Annotated in this window: 22 protein-coding genes and 1 pseudogene; 13 read left to right on the top strand and 10 right to left on the bottom strand. The window is 61.4% G+C overall.

Annotated features, from left to right (window positions below):
* The first annotated feature begins 82 nt into the window (after positions 1 to 82).
* The gene (locus tag HZR20_RS00200; RefSeq protein WP_181684583.1) at positions 83 to 859 is read left to right on the top strand and encodes an enoyl-CoA hydratase/isomerase family protein; all 777 of its coding nucleotides are present in this window, start codon (positions 83 to 85) and stop codon (positions 857 to 859) included.
* Positions 860 to 862: 3 nt separating this feature from the next.
* On the opposite strand, the gene HZR20_RS00195 is transcribed toward HZR20_RS00200, so the two are convergent.
* Together HZR20_RS00195 and HZR20_RS00190 are read right to left on the bottom strand one after the other, a co-directional pair.
* On the bottom strand, positions 863 to 1,141 hold the full coding sequence (locus HZR20_RS00195; RefSeq protein ID WP_181684582.1) for a UPF0058 family protein: 279 nt from the start codon (positions 1,139 to 1,141) through the stop codon (positions 863 to 865).
* 64 nt (positions 1,142 to 1,205) lie between these two features.
* The gene (locus tag HZR20_RS00190; protein ID WP_181684581.1) at positions 1,206 to 1,421 is read right to left on the bottom strand and encodes a DUF7120 family protein; all 216 of its coding nucleotides are present in this window, start codon (positions 1,419 to 1,421) and stop codon (positions 1,206 to 1,208) included.
* 273 nt (positions 1,422 to 1,694) lie between these two features.
* Here HZR20_RS00190 and HZR20_RS00185 point away from each other — a divergent pair, with 273 nt between their 5' ends.
* Both HZR20_RS00185 and menD read left to right on the top strand, forming a co-directional pair.
* A complete protein-coding gene (locus tag HZR20_RS00185) occupies positions 1,695 to 3,053 on the top strand; it encodes an isochorismate synthase (RefSeq protein WP_181684580.1) in 1,359 nt (452 codons plus the stop codon).
* Complete coding sequence (gene menD, locus HZR20_RS00180; protein ID WP_181684579.1) at positions 3,050 to 4,840, top strand: 2-succinyl-5-enolpyruvyl-6-hydroxy-3-cyclohexene-1-carboxylic-acid synthase; 1,791 nt, start codon at positions 3,050 to 3,052, stop codon at positions 4,838 to 4,840. The genes HZR20_RS00185 and menD overlap by 4 nt, the downstream gene beginning before the upstream one ends.
* Here the strand turns inward: menD and HZR20_RS00175 are convergent.
* Both HZR20_RS00175 and HZR20_RS00170 read right to left on the bottom strand, forming a co-directional pair.
* Positions 4,808 to 5,647, bottom strand: coding sequence for a DnaJ domain-containing protein (locus HZR20_RS00175; RefSeq protein ID WP_181684578.1), 840 nt, complete (start codon positions 5,645 to 5,647; stop codon positions 4,808 to 4,810). The genes menD and HZR20_RS00175 overlap by 33 nt on opposite strands.
* Positions 5,648 to 5,745: 98 nt before the next feature.
* Positions 5,746 to 6,117, bottom strand: coding sequence for a helix-turn-helix domain-containing protein (locus HZR20_RS00170; RefSeq protein WP_181684577.1), 372 nt, complete (start codon positions 6,115 to 6,117; stop codon positions 5,746 to 5,748).
* Between the two features lie 229 nt (positions 6,118 to 6,346).
* On the opposite strand from HZR20_RS00170, the gene trxA reads away from it, so the two are divergent.
* Positions 6,347 to 6,757: a thioredoxin gene (trxA, locus tag HZR20_RS00165; protein ID WP_181684576.1), complete on the top strand. Its 411-nt coding sequence runs from the start codon at positions 6,347 to 6,349 to the stop codon at positions 6,755 to 6,757.
* Positions 6,758 to 6,958: 201 nt separating this feature from the next.
* Positions 6,959 to 7,138 (top strand): DUF7836 family putative zinc-binding protein, encoded by a 180-nt coding sequence (locus tag HZR20_RS00160; RefSeq protein WP_181684575.1) that lies wholly within the window; start codon positions 6,959 to 6,961, stop codon positions 7,136 to 7,138.
* Positions 7,139 to 7,142: 4 nt separating this feature from the next.
* Here the strand turns inward: HZR20_RS00160 and HZR20_RS00155 are convergent, their stop codons facing one another.
* Complete coding sequence (locus HZR20_RS00155; RefSeq protein WP_181684574.1) at positions 7,143 to 7,547, bottom strand: translation initiation factor IF-2 subunit beta; 405 nt, start codon at positions 7,545 to 7,547, stop codon at positions 7,143 to 7,145.
* Between the two features lie 217 nt (positions 7,548 to 7,764).
* Between HZR20_RS00155 and HZR20_RS00150 the strand changes: the two genes are divergently transcribed.
* Entirely contained in the window at positions 7,765 to 8,001 is a 237-nt protein-coding gene (locus tag HZR20_RS00150; protein ID WP_181684573.1) for a UPF0058 family protein, read from the top strand.
* Positions 8,002 to 8,252: 251 nt separating this feature from the next.
* On the opposite strand, the gene HZR20_RS00145 is transcribed toward HZR20_RS00150, so the two are convergent.
* Positions 8,253 to 8,744 carry a DUF555 domain-containing protein gene (locus tag HZR20_RS00145; protein WP_181684572.1) on the bottom strand — a complete coding sequence of 164 codons (492 nt, stop codon included), beginning with the start codon at positions 8,742 to 8,744 and terminating at the stop codon, positions 8,253 to 8,255.
* A gap of 88 nt (positions 8,745 to 8,832) precedes the next feature.
* On the opposite strand from HZR20_RS00145, the gene HZR20_RS00140 reads away from it, so the two are divergent.
* Together HZR20_RS00140 and HZR20_RS00135 are read left to right on the top strand one after the other, a co-directional pair.
* Positions 8,833 to 9,759, top strand: a complete 927-nt coding sequence (locus HZR20_RS00140; protein ID WP_181684571.1) for a DNA-3-methyladenine glycosylase family protein — start codon at positions 8,833 to 8,835, stop codon at positions 9,757 to 9,759.
* 61 nt (positions 9,760 to 9,820) lie between these two features.
* Positions 9,821 to 10,099, top strand: a complete 279-nt coding sequence (locus HZR20_RS00135; protein WP_181684570.1) for an acylphosphatase — start codon at positions 9,821 to 9,823, stop codon at positions 10,097 to 10,099.
* A 10-nt stretch (positions 10,100 to 10,109) separates the two neighbouring features.
* Here the strand turns inward: HZR20_RS00135 and HZR20_RS00130 are convergent, their stop codons facing one another.
* Entirely contained in the window at positions 10,110 to 10,262 is a 153-nt protein-coding gene (locus HZR20_RS00130) for a hypothetical protein (protein ID WP_181685069.1), read from the bottom strand.
* Between the two features lie 107 nt (positions 10,263 to 10,369).
* Here HZR20_RS00130 and HZR20_RS00125 point away from each other — a divergent pair, with 107 nt between their 5' ends.
* Positions 10,370 to 11,815, top strand: a complete 1,446-nt coding sequence (locus HZR20_RS00125; protein WP_181684569.1) for an NAD(P)H-hydrate dehydratase — start codon at positions 10,370 to 10,372, stop codon at positions 11,813 to 11,815.
* 1,070 nt (positions 11,816 to 12,885) lie between these two features.
* Positions 12,886 to 13,332, top strand: coding sequence for an acyl-CoA thioesterase (locus HZR20_RS00120; protein ID WP_181684568.1), 447 nt, complete (start codon positions 12,886 to 12,888; stop codon positions 13,330 to 13,332).
* Between the two features lie 18 nt (positions 13,333 to 13,350).
* On the opposite strand, the gene hflX is transcribed toward HZR20_RS00120, so the two are convergent.
* The 3 genes from hflX to HZR20_RS00105 all read right to left on the bottom strand — a co-directional run bounded on the left by hflX (position 13,351) and on the right by HZR20_RS00105 (position 18,099).
* Positions 13,351 to 14,664 (bottom strand): GTPase HflX, encoded by a 1,314-nt coding sequence (gene hflX / locus HZR20_RS00115; RefSeq protein WP_181684567.1) that lies wholly within the window; start codon positions 14,662 to 14,664, stop codon positions 13,351 to 13,353.
* A 201-nt stretch (positions 14,665 to 14,865) separates the two neighbouring features.
* The gene (locus HZR20_RS00110) at positions 14,866 to 15,942 is read right to left on the bottom strand and encodes a phosphotransacetylase family protein (RefSeq protein WP_181684566.1); all 1,077 of its coding nucleotides are present in this window, start codon (positions 15,940 to 15,942) and stop codon (positions 14,866 to 14,868) included.
* 63 nt (positions 15,943 to 16,005) lie between these two features.
* On the bottom strand, positions 16,006 to 18,099 hold the full coding sequence (locus tag HZR20_RS00105) for an acetate--CoA ligase family protein (protein WP_181684565.1): 2,094 nt from the start codon (positions 18,097 to 18,099) through the stop codon (positions 16,006 to 16,008).
* Positions 18,100 to 18,352: 253 nt separating this feature from the next.
* Between HZR20_RS00105 and HZR20_RS00100 the strand changes: the two genes are divergently transcribed.
* The 3 genes and pseudogenes from HZR20_RS00100 (at position 18,353) to HZR20_RS00090 (ending at position 20,877) form a co-directional block, all read left to right on the top strand.
* On the top strand, positions 18,353 to 18,886 hold the full coding sequence (locus HZR20_RS00100; protein WP_181684564.1) for a DUF7547 family protein: 534 nt from the start codon (positions 18,353 to 18,355) through the stop codon (positions 18,884 to 18,886).
* 71 nt (positions 18,887 to 18,957) lie between these two features.
* Positions 18,958 to 19,576: pseudogene (locus HZR20_RS14380) on the top strand (orotate phosphoribosyltransferase-like protein).
* A gap of 119 nt (positions 19,577 to 19,695) precedes the next feature.
* A complete protein-coding gene (locus HZR20_RS00090) occupies positions 19,696 to 20,877 on the top strand; it encodes a redox-regulated ATPase YchF (protein ID WP_181684563.1) in 1,182 nt (393 codons plus the stop codon).
* Positions 20,878 to 20,881 lie beyond the last annotated feature (4 nt).

Below are 20,881 nucleotides of genomic sequence, written 5' to 3'. Positions count from 1 at the left end.
GGGCCGCGTCGCGGTGACGGCACAATGGTGTCACTACAGCCCGTCTCAATCCTTTTGGGCTCGACGCACACATGTGATTACAATGGCTACACCGGTACGTTACGAGGTCGAGGACGCGATTGCGACGGTGACGATCGACGCCCCGGAGACCCGAAATAGCCTAGGGCCCGCGGTTGTCGCCGGACTCGAAGACGTCTTAGATACCGTCTCCGGGGCGCGCTGTCTCGTCGTCCAGGGTACCGGTGAAACGTTCTGTGCCGGCGGTGACGTCGATGGCGTTGTCAGGGAAGCGACGGGCAACCTCTCGGCGGATGCACTTCTCGACCGGTTGGCGGCGATCGACGAGCTGATCCAGCGACTGGCTGCATTCCCCGCGCCGACGATCGCAGCGGTCGACGGCCCAGCGTTCGGAACGGGCGGATCGCTCGCGCTGGCCTGTGATCTGGTCGTCGCCAGCACGGCCGGCCAGATCGGCTTCGGGTTCCGGCGACTCGGGCTCGCTCCGGCGGGCGGTGCGACATATTTCCTCCCCGAGGTGGTCGGTGAGTCAACGGCGAAGGAACTGTTGTTCACCGGAGCGTTACTCGATGCCGAGGAAGCCGACCGGTACGGTCTGTTCGACCGCGTGTTCGCCGGCGATGAATTCCAGCGTGGACTCGGCCAGTTCGTGAGTCGGGTCGTCGACGGGCCGGCAGCGATCCAGGCCGAGACAAAGCGCCTGATCGATACCGATTTCGAACGCTTGACAGCAGCAATGGTCGACGAACGAGCGGCTCAACGACGCCTCCTTGGGACGAGAGCCCACCATGAGTGCGTTCAGGCATTCATCGCAGGCGAGCAACGCCACACCAGTGAGTGACCGCTATAGTTTCGATTCGGCGTCTTCGGCGAGTTCCTTCATGCGCTTGCTCACGCGACCGGCGTCGGAGAACTCGTCTTCACTCATGGCGTTTGCCAGTGCGTTACCCAGAACGAACACCGCGTGTTTGTGCTCGCTTTTGGACATGTGGACGTCCGCTGGCGTCACGTCGAGTTGTTCGTAGGGCTCAAAGAGGCTGTCGTCGACCGACTCTTGGTCGCGGAAGTAATCCTTGATCGTCAGCATCTGCTCGTGTAATTCGAGCAATTCGTCTTTGTGCATCCTTGTGTGGGATTACGGAGAAACCGGCTTAAGGATTGCCCGAGAAGGCCTACCAGGCGATCGATCAGAAGACGTACTCGTCTTCGTGACCCATCATGCCGTCGTCCTCCAAGCCTGGCTCCTCCTCGTCGTCGATCGGCCCACTTGTCTTGTAGGCCTTCAGGCCGGTCGAAAGGAGGTCCTCGATCGCGTCTTCGCGGTTGAGAAACTCTCCTTCTTCGACCATCTGAGCGATCTGCATCTCGAGATGTTCCGGTACTGTGATCTCTACTTTCGCCATCGAGTCGTTGGGGGTTGCACGGAGGGGCATTTAAGCCTGACGGGCAGGATACCAATCGTGATACGATTCGTTCGCCGACGGAGAAATTTCTTTCCGGAAACTAGTTGGGATCGTTCACGTTCGCCCATCTCACGGCAGATTTTGCGATGTTCGCTTTTCGTCTTGCGATTGTCGATTTTGTCCCTTCTGATCCACTGTGTGCGGTGATTTCGAACCCGCCTTCGAGAGAGGCTACCGTCAGCCCTTAATGGATTGTGCCCCAAGGCGTGCTGAATGGAGTCAGCGCGTGCCAACGCGATCGAATACCCTGGTGGAGACGGCTCGCTGGTCGTCGCCGGTCGGCCGGTCGAGGCGTCGTCGCTGTCGCTGCTGGCCGACGGGCGTGACGGCGATCGGCCGTGGGTCGTCTGGCACGGCCCGGGCGAGCGAGTCGTTGGTCTTGGCAGTGCGACGACGATCACGGCAACCGGGCCGGACCGTTTCGAGACGGTTCGGCGCCGAGCACGCGAGTTGTTCGCCAATCGAACTGTCTCGGATACACTTCCGGCGTTCGCCACACCCCGGTTGTTCGGTGGCTTCGCGTTCCACGAGGGCGGGGAATCCACCCACGGCGAGCCAGACTGGGACGGCCATTCCGACGCCAGATTCGTTCTCCCAACGGTCGCGGTGATCGAACGCGACGACGAGCAGTGGCTCACCGCCGCCGCCGTCGGTCCTGAGGCGGACGCCGAGGTTGAGCGGACGATCGACCGTTGGATGGCGACACTTGAGACCGCCGAACCGCCGACAGCGACCGGGCCACCGGGTATCTTGAACCGAACACAACTCCCAGATCGGGCCGCCTGGACACAACAGGTCCAATCGGCGGTCAAGCGCGTCGAGCGTGGCGATCTCAGGAAGGTCGTTCTCGCTGGCGCACAGTCGGTCCAACTGACCGACACCCTCTCCGTGCCGGCTGCGATCGATCGGCTCGGATCGACGTATCCGGACTGTTATCGCTTTGCCCTTCGCCCCGACGATCCCGATGGCGGCACGTTCTTCGGTGCGACACCGGAACGGCTGGTCGCTCGTCGTGGACGGACTGTCGAGACGGCGGCATTGGCGGGATCGACCGGCCGCGGCGAGACCCAGGCTGAAGACGAGTGGCTGGCCGAGCAACTCATCGACAGTGAGAAAGACGGCCACGAGCACGCACTGGTCGTCGAAGCGATCCGCGACCAACTCGACGGCGTTGCCAAGACTGTACAAACGGGCGAGCGGTCGATCCGCCAGCTTGCAACCGTCCAACATCTCCGGACGCCGATTCAGGCCACGCTCGCCGAGGACGTTCACGTCCTCTCGCTGGTCGCCGAACTCCACCCGACGCCGGCCGTCGGGGGCTTGCCTCCGAACGCGGCGCTCTCGGCGATCCGGGACACCGAGGCCTTCGACCGTGGCTGGTATGCGGCTCCAATCGGGTGGTTTGACGCCGAGGGCGACGGGACCTTCGCAGTGGGCATTCGATCTGCTCTGGCGCGGGACCGGCAGGCGACGCTGTTTGCGGGCGCGGGGATCGTCGCCGACAGCGATCCTGACGAGGAGTGGGACGAGATTCAACTGAAGTACCAGCCGATCATCGACGCCTTACGATGACTGCGCCCAATCGAACTGTGCTCTGGGCGGAGACGCTCGTCGGGGAACTGGCAGCCGCCGGCGTAACGCGGGCCGTCCTGGCCCCTGGGAGCCGATCGACGCCGCTGACCGTCGCATTTGCCGCTCACGACGACATCGAGGCGATATCGTTGCTCGATGAACGATCGGCCGGCTTCTATGCGCTGGGCCAGGCGGCGCTGACGGGCGAGCCGACCGCGATCGTCACTACCTCCGGGACGGCCACGGCGAACCTCCACCCGGCCGTCATCGAGGCTGATGCTGCCCGCGTCCCACTCGTAGTTCTCACGGCGGATCGACCGCCGGAACTGCACGACAGTGGCGCAAATCAGACGATCGACCAGAAACAGTTGTACGGCTCGGCCGTGCGGCAGTATCGGACATTGCCCGAACCGGCCCCTCGCCCGCGCAAACTCCGATCGCTTCGCGTGACGGCGGCCCGGGCGGTCGCCACTGCGACGGGGACGCCACCCGGCCCAGTTCACCTGAACGTCCCGTTTCGCAAACCCCTGGAACCGACCCCGGTCGAGGGTGACGTGCCGGCGGATCTGGCTGATCGCGCACCGTTGGCTGTCGAGGGTCGCGACGGTCCGTTCGTGGACGTCAGCAATGGCCGGCCGGGACTTCCTGACCAGGACCTTTCTGGCGTCGTTGACGCCATTGAAGCGGCCGACCGCGGCTTGCTCGTCGCTGGCCCCACAAATCGTCCCGCGCCGACGAGAGCGGCATTGGCTGCCCTGGCTGACGCCACGGGCTTTCCGGTCCTGGCAGATCCCCTCTCGGGGCATCGGTTCGGCCACGACCCGGACGGGCCGGTCGTCTGTGGCGGGTACGATTCGTATCTCGACGCCGTCGATTCCTGGGGCTGGCCCGACCCGGAGGTGGTCGTCCGGTTCGGTCGCTCGCCAACCTCGAAGGTATGCCGGCACTACCTGCGAGACGCCAACGCCCGCCAGTTCGTCGTCGACCCGGCCGGCCGGTGGCCCGAAGCCGAATTCATGGCCACCGATCTGCTTGTCGCTGAGCCGACGGCACTCGCCCGAACACTGGCCGAGCAACTCTCGACACCCGGGAGCGAAGCGTGGCGATCACGGTTCGCCGACACCGAGCGCGCCTACTGGTCAGTAATCGAGCAGCGACGTGCGGAGCCTGCGTTCGAAGGCGGCATCCTCTCCCAGATCGCGGCCGATGCCCCGGCCGAGGCAACGCTGGTCGTCTCGAATAGTATGCCGGTCCGCGATCTCGATCGCTTCGGTGAGCCTCGGGACGCGCCGATTCGGGTCATTGGCAATCGTGGGGCCAGTGGCATCGACGGCGTGACGAGCACGGCATTGGGGGCCGGGAGCGTCACCGAGGGCCCGCTGGTTCTGGCGATCGGCGATCTGGCGTTCTATCACGACCTCACCGGCCTGCTGGCGCTGGACCGCGGCGACGTCGAGGCGACGATCGTCCTGGTAAACAACGACGGCGGCGGCATTTTCCACATGCTCCCGATCGAATCGTTCGACCCGCCGTTCACCGAGTTCTTCGAGACGCCCCACGGCTTAGATTTCTCGCCAGTCGCCGACCTCTTTGGCGCGACGTTCGTCCGTGCGGAGACCCCGAGCGCCTTTGGCGAACTCTATCGGGAATCACTGGCCTCGGCGGGCACCCAGATTATCGAGGTACAGACGGACGCGACGGAGAGCCACCGGACGCGGGAGACACTGGCAGAGGACGTGGCGTCAGTACTCGAATCAGGGTCTCACGAGGGCGAAGACGGCCAGTGAGAGGACGAGCGGTACCCACGTCACCGTCATCGCGAGGACGCCAGCGATGGAGAACGGATCGAGATGCCCGAGGGCGAGTGCCCCGACTGTCACTAGACTCCAGAACCCGAACGCGAGCGTCCCTACCTCAGGGATCGAGACGAGATAGATTGTGATGAGGAGCGTACAGGCACTGACGACGAGATTGACGACCAGCGGGAACGACGGAAAGACACTCGAAACGACGAGCATTGGATAGCAGATGAACGCTGCTAGCAGGAGCACGGCCGACTGGCTGCCCGGGAAGAGCCGACTCCAGTTGAGTTCGTTCGATGCGGTCGGCTGGCGGACGGCGTATCCGGACCCGTTCGTCCAGCTGGAACGTTCCGTGTTTGTCTCGGCGACGTGTTCTCCGACAGTCCGGCCCCTCGGTGTTGTCCGGCCACCTGCCGCTTGGTCGGCATGCTTTTGCCACCAGTCGTCGGCAGCCGTCTGCGTGTCGTTCGTCCACTCGCTGTTATCACTGGCTGTCGAAACGGTTTCTTCGGGGCTGTCGGACGGTTCAGCAGCGGTACTGTCGGCGTCTATGGGCTCGTGCACTGTCTGACCGACGTAGGTTTCGTGACCTAGCCGATCGTATTTGGACCGTTCGGCTTCGTCCGTGAGGACGTCTCTTGCTTCGATAACGCGCTGGACGGTTTCGTGGGCGTCTTCGTCGTCAGTGACGTCCGGATGGGTCTCCTTGACGCGTTCTCGATACGCTGATTCAATTTCTTCGACGGTTGCAGATTCGGGGATGCCTAACACATCGTAAAACGTACGAACCATGTGCGGGGGGACCTTGGTGGACCCAGACAGTCACTGACCAAACATATACCGGTCTGTCTCTGGCATCCAGCCCCGAACTGGGCAGAACCGCCCCAGCGTCAGTCGTACTTGTCGCGGAACTCGCCGATCAATTGGCCCATTTTAGCGTACCAATCGTTGAGCGTGCGTTGCATCTCGTCGGCAATCTCGTCTGGATCGGTCGGATGATAGACGTGATAGTACCCCCCCTGTTCGTAGTTGACTTGCTCTTTCTGGATGAACCCGGATTGCAATAGCCGTTGGACTGCCCGGTAGGCCGTCGAGCGCTCGCGATCGACCGCAGCTGCGATCTCGTCGATCGTCTTTGGCTCTTGGGCCTCGGTCAAGGTGACGAACACCTCCCTGTCGAGGTCCTTGAGTCCGTGTACACACTCCAGCAGTCCTTCACACTGCATGTCCTGATTGAGATATTCGACCATCGACGCTGACATAACTGTCTCATCATTAGGCAGTTCCGTTCAAAAGTGTTGTGAGAGTTGTGCATCACTCTCCTCGTGGTTGGCTCTTTCGGCGTGAGCGACACTCTGCAGTTGCTGACGTGGCTGTCATCGACGCGCGAATTCTGCCGGTTTTGACGACAGACCTGACGACACCCCTTGAAGCAGTATTGTTTCGTACGTTCAAAATACTTAACTTCATACGGGTTGTATCGGTAGCCGAATGAGCGACGCAGAAGACATCGAACAGATCAAAGCGCAGAAAACAGAAGAGCTGAAAACGGACGAATCAACCGAAAAAGAACCCGCAGTACCCGATGAACCGATTCACGTTGGGAGTGTCGGGGAGTTCGAGTCCTCAGTCGAGGCGTACGATACTGTCCTCGTCGACTTTTATGCGGACTGGTGTGGTCCGTGCAAGATGATCGAACCCGTTATCGAGGAACTGGCTGCGAATACCGACGCGGCGGTCCTGAAAGTCGATGTCGACGCCCACCAAGAGCTCGCGAGCCAGCACCAGGTGCGTGGCGTTCCGACAGTCGCCCTCTTTGCGGGCGGCGAGGTTGCCGAGCAGGTCGTCGGTGTTCGTGACAAGAGTCACTACGCCTCGTTGATCGAGCGCCACGGGACTTGATTGTCGCCGCTGGTCACTGTTGAAATCATTCCCGACGCTTTGCTGGATATCGCAGCTGTCTTGGGCGGAACAAGTCACTCTCTCCGGCCAGGATCCGGTCACGGCATGTCCTGCAGGTCGCGATACAGGGAGGCAGGCTACCGAACGGCATCGGAATGGTGACAAGGCTTATCATGGCTCGCCTGTCATGATAGCGCATAGATGGAGGAAGCGTACGTCCGTCTGTTATGTCCCGACTGTCGCAAAGACTGGGAGTCGACGCCCCGTGACCTTCCCGCGCCTGACGAAACATTCAACTGTCCGTCGTGTGACGAACAGCGACGGCTCTCTGAGTTCATGCGCACCGAGCACGATCTCGAAACGGTACGCGAGTTACAGTAGAGGGTCACCCGCTGGTCGCCGATCGCGCGCCGCAGGCTTCACAGCGGAGCAATATGGCCCCCTGCTCGTTGACCAATCGTGTGTCCGGGAGGCCACACTCAGAGCAAAAGACGAATTCATCGGTGTAGTCGTCGATGGCGGTTGAAATCCGCCGCTCGCGAAACTCGCCCGTGAGGCGTACTCGCCCGCTCTCGTCGATGTGACCACTGGTCCCCAGCTCGTTTTGCAAGAATTTCAGCACGTGATCGTCGTCCCGGGAGAGCCGCCGCGTCGTCGCCTGGAAGTTCTCGTAGACTGTGACGTTGCCCTCTTGGCGCACGTCTGGATCGGGGACATCGAACCGCTCGGAACTGGCGTCGATCTCGGGCGTCTCTTCGATGGCCCGATTGAGCATGTCGTCGTAGTCCATACTCCCTGGTTATTAACCGGCGAGTAAAAACTTTTCAACCCACGTCGGGCGTGGCTGTACCGGGTGTCCAATCGTTTCAGTTAACTGAATGGATTGTGCCGATACTCAGAGATAAATATGGGAAATCAACCGTTAGGGACGCCGTGCTTTCCGGAGACGTTTGGTAACAGTACTCAGAGTAGTACTATAACCCTCGAATCATTACAGGCAAGTGACCATGAAAAAGCAGGAGCTCATTCATCTCCATGGGCTGCTCGCCCAGGTGCGTGACCACTACGAAGAGAACAAAGGCGAGACGGTCACACACGAACGATATACTGACCTCGGCGTCAAGCCGACATCGATTCACAAGTCCAAAACAGACCACAAGGCGGCTGTGTTTGCGCTTGCTGACGGCATCACTGACGAACTCGAGTCCGAAGACGCCGAACGCGTCTCCGCTGCTGCGGACTGAACCCGACTTTTCGGCTGCGGTAGACCAGCCACTCGGTGGTGAGGCTGTGGCCTGGTCGGATCCGCATTTCGCCGTCGCTGGCCACTGGTCGTCGCAGTCTGCAGCTTCACAGCAACGGTAGCAGACCCGTGACCGGTGACGTATACGTACCAATCAGCCCACATTATCGCTCGAAGAAAACGTATTGAGGTCAGCCACCACACCCGACCCTCGACTCGGTGCCCGCCTCACCGGGTCAATAGCGTTGGGGGCTATTCGTCGATGAGTTCCTCGAATTCCGGGAGCACGTCGTCCTCATGTGAGGTGTCGGCTTCGTCGTCGGTCGTCGTCTCCGCGGGTGTCTCCGCATCGATATCGTCGGTAGCGTCGTCTTCGGCATCACTTTCTGCTTCGTCTTCATCCTCGTCCTCTATTTCCTCGATCTCGAGGACATCCAGTGGGATGTTCTCTAAGCGCTGACCGATCTCTTTGCGGGCGATGCGGGCGGCGTGTTCGTCGCGTTCGACGCTGAAGACCGTCATCTCAAGTTCAAGGGCGACCAGACTCTCGTCGGCAGCCAGAAACGCCGGATCGAGGTCGTCGCCACAATGCGGGCACTGGCGTTTGCCCATGCTGATCTCGACGTAATTGAGGTCGGGATTCAGCATCTCACCCGTCTTCGAGATCGCGATGCGGACCGCCTCGTCCGGTGTTTCGACGTCGTAGACGGGCACAGCCGCTTCGACGACAACTCGACAGTTCATACGAATTTGTTCTATCGCCTCCGATAAGAAGGTTAGCCCCTCGCGAGACACGAAACCGACAAAGGGGCCCGCTTCCGAGAGTGACCGAATGCACGAGGGAACGCTGGCACTGGGTGATATCGGCCCGTTCGACCTGCAAGCGACCGTCGAGAGCGGTCAGTCGTATCTCTGGGATCGGGATGACGGCCGGATGTACGAGGGCGAGGGCACGTCCGCCGGCGAGGCCTGGTACGTCACCGTCGTCCGGCCTGAAACAGAATGGGCACTTGAGGACACCCACTCCGGTCCCGAAGTCGTTCGCGTCCGCCAGACTTCGGATTCGCTCCAGTGGGAAGCGACGTTCGACGCAGACAGGACGCTTCGACACCGCTTACGACTAGCCGACGATCTCCCGGCGATCCGGGCGGCGACGGCGGACGAACCGCTCCTTGGGGCTGCCTTCGATCGCTACTGGGGGATGCGCCTGGTCCGCGATCCCCCCTTCGAGACGCTGATCTCGTTCATCTGTTCGGCCCAGATGCGCGTGGGCCGGATCTTCGAAATGCAGCGTGCTCTTGCCGACGCTTTCGGCGAGTCAGTCACGTTCGACGGCGACAGGTATTACGCTTATCCGGGACCGGACGCCCTGGCAGACGCGACCGAGGCACAACTGCGTGATCTCGGCCTCGGCTATCGCGCCCCGTACGTCAAGCGAAGCGCGGAGATGGTCGCCGGCGGCGAGGCCCATCCGGCTGAGGCGACCGACCTCGCCTACGAAGACGCTCGCGACTCACTCACACAGTTCGTCGGTGTCGGGGAGAAAGTCGCGGACTGTGTGGCGTTGTTCTCTCTGGGTTTCCTCGAAGCGGTGCCACTGGACACCTGGATTCAGTCGACCATCGAGGAGTATTTCCCGGACTGTGACCGGGGATCCTATGCCGAGACATCCCGGGCGATCCGGCAGCGCCTCGGGGACGAGTACGCTGGGTACGCCCAGACGTACCTGTTTCATCATCTCCGGAACGGCGGCACATAGCGCCACCGATAGTAGCTTCTGGACGGGAGCGCTTTTCCGGTCGACAGTTCAACACTCGCCTATGAGCGAACGCAGACGGGCGCACGTCTTCGTCTCTGGACGCGTTCAGGGCGTGTTCTTCCGGGCGACGACCGAACAGACCGCCCGGGAACAGGGCGTCGACGGGTGGGTAAAAAACCTCACTGACGGTCGGGTCGAGGCAGTCTTCGAGGGGCCCGAGGCGGCCGTCGACGCGATGATCGAGTTCTGTCACGAGGGGAGTCCACAGGCACGAGTCGAGAACGTCGATGTCGAATACGAATCGCCGTCGGGACTGGACAGCTTCGAGATCAGACGCTGAGACCCGCCAGTCAGATCTCGGAAATCGAATCGTACTCTGCCCAGCAATCACACTCCAGATCGTCCATCGACGTCACTTCGTCCGGAAGATCAGATAGGGGCATCCACCCGTTATCCTGTTTCTCGCAGTCGTCATCGTGGATAGAGAAGTCGTCGTTTGCCATCAGCGGCATGGGGGTGGACATTGGGAATCGACGCTGAAAAACGGACGGTCCTGGTTTCAATATGTGAAAGCTGAACAGTTAACCCCGCCGCGAATCAACGACTGGCCATGAGTTTCGGGACCGTCATCACGGGCGCGGAAATGGGCGTTATCGACGCAAATGCCACAGCCCTGGGGGTGTCGCGAAAGCAACTGATGGAGTCGAGCGGTAACGCCGTCGCGGCGGCCGTGACGGACGTCGCCGAACCGGGCGATCACGTCGAGATCGTCGCCGGACGGGGAAACAATGGCGGGGACGTGTTCGTCGCTGCCAGGTTTCTCAAGCAGTTCAGCCCACGGGTCACACTCCTCGGACAGCCGGACTCGATCACGACCGACATCTCTCGGGAGAACTGGAACGCTCTCCAAAGAGCAGAGATCGAAACGCGTACCGTGACCGACTCGATGACGTTCGATCTCGACGATCCGGACGTGATTGTCGATGCAATGCTTGGCACCGGGATCTCCGGGGCCTTGCGCGAACCTGTCGCGACCGCAGCCACGGCCATCAACGAGGCGGACGCGACGGTCCTCAGCGTCGACGTTCCCTCCGGGCTGGACGCTGCCTCGGGGACGTTCGCCGACAAGGCTGTCGACGCGGACCGCGTGGTCACGTTCCACAAGCCCAAACCCGGTCTGGCAGACCTCGATGCGCCCGTCGAGGTCGCGGACATCGGCATCCCCGATGGGGCAGAGCGATTCGTCGAACGCGGCGATTTGCAGCGACTGTCCCGGCCCAAAGACAGCCACAAAGGCGAGTTCGGTGAGGTGTTGATCGTCGGTGGCGGCCCCTTCACTGGCGCGCCGGCGCTGGCTGCCCAGTCCGCCCTGCGAGCGGGTGCCGACCTCGTCCGAGTGGCCTGTCCAAACGCGATCGCGCCCCAGATCCAGGGGTACAGCGAGAACCTGATCGTCCGATCGTTCGACGGCGAGCGGTTCACGCCCGAGAACGTCGAGACCGTGCTCGACCTGGCGGCCGAACACGACAGTGTCGTTTTCGGCCCGGGCCTGGGCCGTGCCGAAGAGACGCTTGCGGCCGCCCGCACTCTCCTGGCCGACGTCGAGGGGACGGTGGTCGTCGACGCTGACCCCCTTGCAGTCGTGCCCGATGTCGAGACGGCGGCGACCCTGATTTGTACGCCCCATCGTGGGGAGTTCGAACGCATGGGCGGGCGATCGACCGACGGCCTGGACGCACGCGCGACAGCCGTCGACGAACTGGCCACCGAACTCGACGTGACGCTGCTCGTGAAGGGGCCCGAGGACGTGATCTCGGACGGCAAACGGACGCGGATCAGCCGGACCGGGAACCCGGGCATGACCGTCGGCGGCACGGGTGACGTGCTTGCGGGCGTTACCGGGGCGCTCGCCGCCACGCTCGATCCGCATCCGGCGGCGTCGCTCGGCGCGTACGTCACGGGTCGGGCCGGTGACCAGGCCGCCGAGGAGCGCGGCTACGGCCTCGTCGCGACGGATGTCCTCGAAGCAGTGCCGATGGCGATCTGGGGCGAGTAAGCGGACGACATCCCATTAGGCTGCTTATGACTGATAGCTTGGTGGTGATTACTGCTGAGAGTGATTGGGCGCTCGGTTGGTCTGAATCCGACGGGAGGAATCTATACATCCTCAGCTGACGTTGGTTTGCGACAGGCACGGCGCATGTTCAGAGCTTTTAGAAGTTTGGCCGAACGTCAACGCGTACCTATCTCGCCTCGACGGATTTATCGACCAATGGTTACCCTGTTAAACGTGGAGTGTGTTAGACAAAGCAGATGGTATCCGATCCACCCGATGATGATCGGACGGTTTTCTGCCAAACATGTGGGGAATGGGGACATCCGCGTGGGTCGTGCGCTCGCGATCCTCAGCATGAGACAGCTCCGTTATCCGTGATGAAACTACGTCGGGACGGGCCCATGGATGGGAGTACCCTCGGGAGAACGAGCTATGAGTCAAAATAAAAACATGGGATCGGAAAATTCGAACTATTAGCACACCCAAAGGGAACCAAAAGTACCTTTGGAAATACTAAATCAATATACTATCTCACTCACGAACATACGCCCCGAGAGGTTTTAGAAGCGTGGATAGAGCTGAATAGAGAGACGTTGGGAGGCCGGGAGCTAACGACCGAAAATATCACTCGAGCCCTGTCCAAAGATTCGTTCAAGAAAGCGTGGGAACGTCTACGGGAAGAGAAAGAGTTTGAGGTACTCGACGCCCCTGACCACTCAGACCGAGGCGGTGCACATAATTATGAGAGCAAGGAGTGTCCCTACTGCGGGAAAACCATCAAAAGTCTCCCCGGCCACCTCCCTTGCTCTGATCAATAAGGACTCATGTGATTTTGTCGCTCGATCATTGGTTGCGGTATCTCGTTGAACCTTCTGTATCTCGTATGTTGACCCCGGTCAGCGATTGCTTTGTGCATAACTCGAGGAGTGAGAGCGATATTTCCAGTGTTACGGCACTCCAGAAATGCGGGATATCCGTATGTGTCGATAGCGTAGGTCTGACGCTACTTCGATTCAGGTTCCGTTCTGGTGACCGGTAGACTCTCCTGATGTCCCGCCGATACACCTCCCATGCCGACGATCAGCGAGACCTACCTCGAAAACCGCTGGCGGGTCCAGCCCAATCACGCCAACAACTACGGCACGGTCCACGGGGGCCACGTCATGAAGTGGATGGACGAACTCGGCGCGATGTCGGCGATGCGGGCATCGGGCGAGCCCTGTGTCACCGCCTCGATCGACCAGATGAACTTCCATCGCCCCGTGCCGACCGGCGACGCGGTCGTCATCGAATCCTACGCCTACGAGACCGGCCGGACGAGCGTGAAGGTCGCGCTGGAAGCCGCCCGCGAGAACCCGCGTACCGGCGACCGGGAGACGACGACTGGCTCCCGGTTCGTCTTCGTCGCAATCGACGAAGACGGCTCGCCGATCAGTGTTCCGGACCTGACAGTCCAGAGCGAGCGCTGTGAGCGGCTTCGTGAGCGGGCGCTTGAGCGTGAGCGAACCGATGACTGACGATAGTGCGGCAGCCGATCAGGGCGAGGCTTCGCCGAGATTACCTGCCTTCGACCGTGACCGCTCGATGATCGCCGGTCGCCCCTCGAACTCGACGACGATCTGCTCGCCGTACTCGACGCTTTCGACGTGGGCGTGATCGTGGATCCAGGAGACGACGCTCATCGCGTCGTCTGACATCGGTAAGACGAGTCGCTCGCGTTCGAGCGCCGGGAGTTCTGCGTCGATCCGGTCCCGGAGCCGATCGATATGCTCGCCCGTCTGGGCGCTGACGGCGACCGGGTTCGGGGCCAGTGCGGAGAGTTGCTCGCGTTTATGCTGTAATTCGTCCGCCTCCACCGTATCGATCTTGTTGAGGACCGTGAGGATCGGCGCTTCGTTGCGCTCATACAGCGTATCGTGTGACGTGACGAGTTTCTCGCGGATGTCTTCGATCGGTTCGCTGACGTCGACGACCAGCAAGACGAGATCCGCCCGGTAGACCGAATCGAGCGTCGACTTGAACGATTCGACCAGCCAGTGGGGCAATTCCGAGATGAACCCCACTGTATCAGTCACGAGCACGTCGCGTCGTTCGATATCTGCTCGCCGCGTCGTCGTTCCCAGCGTCGTAAACAGCCGGTCTTCGGATTCTGCGGTCTCGTCCAGGTCTGGATGGACATCGACGTTTTCCTCGATGTCGAGGTCTGTGGCCAACCGGCGCAACAGCGTCGACTTCCCGGCGTTGGTGTAGCCCGCCAGCGCGACGAGATCGAACCCGGATTCCCGACGCTGTTCCCGGCGATGCTGGTCGGTTTGTTCGATCCGTTCGAGTTCGTCCCGGATCCGGGAAATCTGGGCTTTGATGTCCTCTTCGCGACTCTCGTCGTACTCGCCCAGGCCCATGAACCCCGGCCGCTCGTCGCGTTTGGCCAGGCTGGCTTTGGCTTCCGCGCGCGGAAGTTCGTAGCGCAACTCAGCGAGTTCGACCTGGAGTTGGGCCTTGCGTGTCTGGGCACGCTGGCCGAAGATTTCCAGAATGAGTCGGAACCGATCGAGCAGACGGACGCTCTCGGGGAGCTCGGTCCCGAGATTGAACGTCTGATACGGCCCGAGTTGGTTGTCGAAAATCACGAGGTTCGCGTCGGTCTCTCGGACGCGCTCGGCGACCTCGACGGCCTTGCCTTTGCCGACGTGGTAGGCCGGATCCTCGGTTCTGGTCTGCGTAACGACTCTGACGACTTGATAGCCAGCAGCAGCTGTTAACCGTTTGATTTCGTCGGTATTGGCGCTCCCGTCTTCGACACGCTTGACGATGATCGCTGCGTCGGCATCTTCGGTTGTCCCAGTCACTCAGTGAGGGCTATGCCGTGGGTGTTATTCAAGCCTCGGTCGATGCGGGGAACGGGCCGATATCAAAGGGGTACGAAGGGGGCAGTGCCCCCTGCGTGTGACAATACGGAGCCGGTTGGCTCCAACCGATCCTACGTTCCAGAACCGCATAAGTCCTGAGACCGTTATCAGGCGCTGAAAGAACAACTCGACCCGTAGTCGTCAGTCCTCGGCTCCCGGGTCCTCGATGAGCGAGCTGACGTCGGCGTGGTCGTCGAGTAGTTCCTGCATTCGCTCGACAGTTGCAGGACTGCGCGTCGGCCCGGTCTTGAGGAAGTCTTCGGTGCGATCGATAACCATCCGGGTGTCCGATTGCAAGAGGAGAATCGGGACACCCTCCTCTTCGGCCCGCCCGATGATGGCATTGGACGGTCGGAACCCGCCACCGAGGACGATACACTTGATGCCGGAGGCTTCTAGGGCTGCCGTGATGATTTCCGGCCGGTCGCCGCTGGTGATCATCACCGCGTTTTGCATTCGGCGGAACTGCGTCAGCGCGGACTCACCGGACATCGCACCCACAGTGAATCGTTCGACGAACAGGTCCGTGCCAGCGTTTTCAGTCAGTACTTCTGCACCGAGCCGTTCAGCCAGGTCGTCGACCGTCAGACCGGCCAGCTCCTGTACTCGTGGGACGACGCCCAGCACCGGGATATCCCGATTCTCGAGGAACGGCACGACATCGGTCGTCAACTGGTCGAACACCGAGTCGGGGACGGCGTTGAATAGGACGCCAGCCAGGGAGTCACCGAGCGTCTCGGCGGCGGCCAGAATGTCGTCGATGTCCTCCGGTTCGTCGTACCGTGAGAGCAGGACAACGTTGGCATCGAGCATCTCGGCGATATCGTTGTCCGTCAGATCGACGATGCCGCCAGTGACGAGCCGGTCGGTTCCTTCGATAACCATCATGTCCTGCTCGCTTGCCATTTTCTCGTAGTTCTCTAAGACGCGCTCGCGGAGTTCCGCAGGTTTTTCCCGGCCCTGGATGGCCTCCTGGACGAAGGTGGGCGTGTAGACGATCGGTTCGAGCTCGTGCATCTCGGAGTCAAGACCCAGCAGCTGTCGTGCGAGCATTGGGTCTTCGTCTCTGGTCTTGCCGGTTGCACTCTGGAGTCGGGTACCTTTCGGCTTCATGTAGCCGACGCTATGGCCAGCTGCGTCGGCGAGCTTTGCAATCGCCAGAGAAACCGCGGTTTTCCCGGTCGCTTCTTCGGTTGAGGTAACCAGTATCGGGTCCATGTGAACCCTTATGGCGCGGACTGATTTAAAGGTCCTCCCGATCGCCGTCCGGTCCGGGGATGATTACAGTTCTTCCTGGTCGACTGTTAGGCGGATGTCGACCGCCGAGACGCCATCGGGTGTCGCGACTAGCGGGTTGATATCCAGTTCGAGGATCGCGGGGAAGTCGGTGACGAGCTGTGAGATGCGCTGGATCGTCTCGATGACAGCGCCTTCGTCCACCGGTTCCCGGCCACGCGCGCCACGAAGCAGCGGCGCAGAGTCGATTTCGTCGATCATCTCTTCGGCCTCGGGTTCACTGACGGGCGCGACCCGGAACGTGGCGTCTTCGAGCACTTCAACGAAGATGCCGCCCAGGCCGAACATCACCAGGGGCCCGAACTGCGGATCGCGGTTGATCCCAACGATGGTTTCGGTGCCTTCGTCGAGGTCGGCCATCTCCTGGAGCTGGACGCCCAGGATCGTCGCGTCGGGCTGGTAGTTTCGTGCGCGGGCAATGAGATCGTCGTAGGTGTCGGCGACCTCGTCGTCGGGAACGCCGACTTCGACGCCGCCGATGTCGGATTTGTGGAGGATGTCCGGACTGACGATTTTCATCACGACATCGCCGTCGATCTCGCCGGCCGCTTGGACAGCCTCGGTCTTGTTCGTTGCAATGGCACTGTCCGGCATCGGGATGCCATACGCGTCAAGTAGTTCCATCGCCTCGACGCCGAGTTTGTTGGTATCTCGCTCTTTGGTCCGTTCGAGGATCTCACGGGCGCGCTCTCGGTCGACGTCGAAGTCAGTCGGGGCTGCGTACTCGTGGCTCTGGATTTCGGCGTACTCCCAGAGAGCGTCGAGGCTGTTGACACCGCGTGCGGGATCGAAGTACGACGGGATTCCGGCCTCGCCGAGCATTTCGGCGGGAACTTCGGCAGTTTCGCCACCCATCAGGCTGGCTGCCATTGGGATGCCGTAGGCCTCGTGTTTCTCGATCATCACGTCCGCAAGCGCCTCGAAGTCGATCGACTGGGGTGAGGAAACGACGATGACCGAACCCACGTTCGGATCGTCGAGGACGATATCGAGTGCCGCTTCGTAGGTCTCTGCCGAGGCGTCTCCGAGCACGTCGACTGGGTTGAAGATGTTGGCCTCCCCGGGCACCGCTTCCTCGAGACTTTCCAGGGTCTCGTCGGTGAACGACGCCATTTCGAGACTCGAATCGCCGATCGCGTCGGTTGCCATCACGCCGGGGCCACCGGCGTTGGTGACGATCGCGATGTCGTTGTTCTCGGGCAGTGGCTGATCGCCGAGAATCGTCGCGAAGTCGAACAGTTCTTGCACGCTGGTGGCCCGGATGACGCCGGCCTGTTCGAGGCCTGCCTCGTAGGCGCGCTCGCTGCCGGCGATCGCCCCGGTGTGGGAGGCCGCAGCGGAGGCACCGGCTTCCGTGCGGCCGGATTTGACTGCGACGATCGGCGTATCCTTCGTGACTTCCCTTGCGGTGTCGACAAACTCGCGACCGTTCTCAATATCTTCGAGATACCCGAGGATGACGTCGGTATCGGGATCGTCGCCCCAGTAGTCGATGAACGACCCTTCGTCGAGGACGGCTTTGTTGCCAAGCGAGACGATGTCGTTGAACCCGACATTGTGATCGCCGGCCCAGTCGAGGACGGCCGAGATGAAGGCCCCGGACTGGCTCATAAAGGAGATGTTGCCTTCCATGGCCGACTTCTCGGTGAACGTGGCGTTCATGCCGACTGATGTCGAGATGACGCCCAGGCAGTTCGGCCCGACGAGGTTGATATCGTACTCGTTGGCGATCTCTTGCATCTCCTGTTCGCGCTTGACGCCCTCACTGCCGGACTCGCCAAACCCGGCTGTAATGACGGCGACGTCCCGGATGCCGGCTTCTCCAGCATCCTGTAGTACGCCGTTGACGATCTGTGGCGGGACGACCACAACGGCGAGATCGATGCCTTCGACGTCGGTGAGGCTGTCATAGCACTCCAGTCCGAATACGTCCTCGGAACTGGGATTGATCGGCACGACGTCTCCGCCGTAGCCGTCCAGAAGGTTCTCCATGATAGCACGCCCGACGGAGCCGTCGCTCTCGGTGGCTCCGACCACTGCAACTCGCTCGGGCGCGAATAAGGTATCTAACTGGCCCATCGTATCCCTTGAAAGTCGGGTATCACGGGGGAAATATTTACCTGTATCGTCGCCGTCTGGTACAGATTGACGTGCATATTCTTCGACCGGAGGGGCGTGAACACGCCGGATTTCGAAAGCGGGGTGTGATACCGATTATCGATTGTATTACTGATACTTCCGCCCAGGATCGAGTCGTGACCCGGCGAAACGACCAGTCCCGACGCTCGCCTCGTCACTCGGGTCTTTAAGGCTTGCTTTCGAAATGTGCCCTATGAGTAACCAATCGGTAGGTCCCTCACCCCGGGAACTGGTGGGCGAGCTCGTCAGGACGCTCCAGGAGTTACAGCGGACGGTCAAGGCTGGGCCACAACACCGCCGTGGCCTCGACCGCCTTCGACAATTCACGACCGAGGTGACGATCCCGGCGACGATTCTCATCCTCCAGACGAACATCAAGATGCTCCAGTTGCTACAGCGCGCGCTCAAACTGGCCGACGACACCGACCGGCCGGCCGAGGAGTCGACGGCCCCTGCGGTTGGTCAGTCCGTCGTCGATCGAATCGACGAGGCCCTCTCCGAGGTACAGTCAAGAATCGATACCGAATCGGGCGACGAACGGACACGCGAGCTGCTTTCGGACGCTCAACGCCTCAACCGACGGCTCGAACAGCAACTCCCAGAAGATGCCGAAGACGACGCAGTTGCCGTCGATGTCGACGCGGAGCTGGCTTCCCTCAAATCGCAGTACGACGATGCCACTACAGACGGAACAGACGCTGGCGAGAGGGGCAGCGACGGCGAGTAGCGCCGGGTCTCGGTGTCTGGGATAGGTGAGAACTCAATCGTTCTACGCTCCTGGTTCGATAATTCCTGTCGATGAAGTCACTGGACGATCGTATCGACAGTGCCGAGGAGTTCACTGGGCTTGGCCTGTCGAAAGGCGAAATCGCGGACGAATTGAACGTCTCCCGGGAGACCGTAAGCTGGCTACTCGAGCAGACCGACGGTGGTAACGCCCCGACACTACAGTCGAGACACCTCACGATATCCACGTCGACTGGAGTGTGGTGGGCCGGGACAGTCAACGGCTGTCCTCCGCCGGTCGCCCGATGGCGGACCCCCCTCGAAGGAAGGCGAAGACGTCGACTTGACGATCGGGATCGGCACATCTGGCGGGCCGCTGGCAACGACTGTCGCGCGCGATCTCGACATGGATCTGAGCGTCTATACGCCGAGTAAGCACCGCTGGGACGACGAACAGGCGAATTCTGGGCCGTTCTCGCGGAACTTCGCGTCGATCCGCGGTCGGGACTGTTACATTGTCGATGACAACATCGACACGGGCAAGACGATGGCCGAGACGATCAAGATCGTCCGCGAGCGCGGAGGGAATCACGTCGCTGGGGCCGTCCTCACGGACAAACACGGCGACGACACGGTCGAGGGTGTGCCGATCTATTCGTTGATCCAGATCGTCCAGATGACCGAGGCCTGAACGGTCAGCATCGATACATCATACACATACCTGCCGTGGTCGGGGATCCGATGTTTTGGGTGAAACAGTAGTCAGAGCTAACCGAAAGTGGGAAACTGTTCGCTTCGGTAGGGCGGGACATGCTCTCACTCGCGCTTGCCGGCAAGCCAAACGCCGGCAAGTCTACATTCTATCGCGCGGCGACGATGGCCGATGTCGACGTCGCTAACTACCCGTTCACGACGATCGACGCCAATCGAGGGGTGAGCCACGTCCGCACCGACTGCCCGTGTCTCGACCGCGACCAACGGTGTGACAGCGATCACTGTCACGACGGCAAGCGCTACGTTCCCGTCGAGTTGCTCGACGTTGCGGGACTAGTCCCGGGTGCACACGAGGGGCGCGGGCTGGGTAACCAGTTCCTCGACGAATTGACCGACGCTGACGCCATATTGCACGTCGTCGACGCGGCCGGTGAAACCGACGAAGAAGGCGAACCGGTCGGCGTCGGCGAACACGATCCCGTCGAGGATCTGGACTTCATCGAGCAGGAGATGGACCTCTGGCTGGCAAGCGTCGTCGACCGCAATTGGGAAACCGTCGAGCGACAGTCTCGCTCGCCGGACTTCGATCTCGACGAGGCACTCACGGAATTTCTCACGGGCGTGGGCGCGACAGAACTCGATGTCGCCCGGACGCTACGAGCCGTGGACTATCCCGAGGATCCCCTGGCTTGGACCGACGAGCACCGCGAAGCCCTGGCTCGGGAGATCCGCGAGCGGACCAAACCTATCGTCGTCGTCGCCAACAAGGCCGACGCCGCCAGCACCGAGAACGTCCAGCGCTTAAAAGAGCGCAACGAGGCGACGATTCCGACGACCGCCGACGGCGAACTCGCGCTCCGTCGGGCGGCCGAGTCCGGGGTCCTCGCGTACGATCCCGGGGATGCGGACTTCGAACTCGTCAGTGATGTCAGCGGGAATCAGCGAGACGGACTCGAACGGATCCGCGAGGTCATGGCCGCTCACGGCGGAACGGGTGTCCAGACCGCGCTTGACGAGGCGGCATACGACATACTCGATCACATCACTGTTTATCCCGTCCAGAACGAGACCCACTGGACAGACGGCCAGGGGAACATGTTGCCCGACGCCTTCCTCCTGCCGCGTGGTTCGACGCCGCTGGATCTGGCATATGCTGTCCACTCCGATATCGGTGATGGCTACCTCCACGCCGTCGACGCCCGTGAGAATAGGCGGATCGCCGAGGATACGGAACTGTCCGAAGGTGACGTCATCAAGATCGTCTCGACAGCGAAGTGAGGGA

The organism is Halorhabdus salina, assembly GCF_013839425.1.
Taxonomy (GTDB): Archaea; Halobacteriota; Halobacteria; order Halobacteriales; family Haloarculaceae; genus Halorhabdus; species Halorhabdus salina.
The sequence above is the reverse complement of the archived record's forward strand: the minus strand, read 5'-3'. Positions and strand labels throughout refer to the sequence as shown.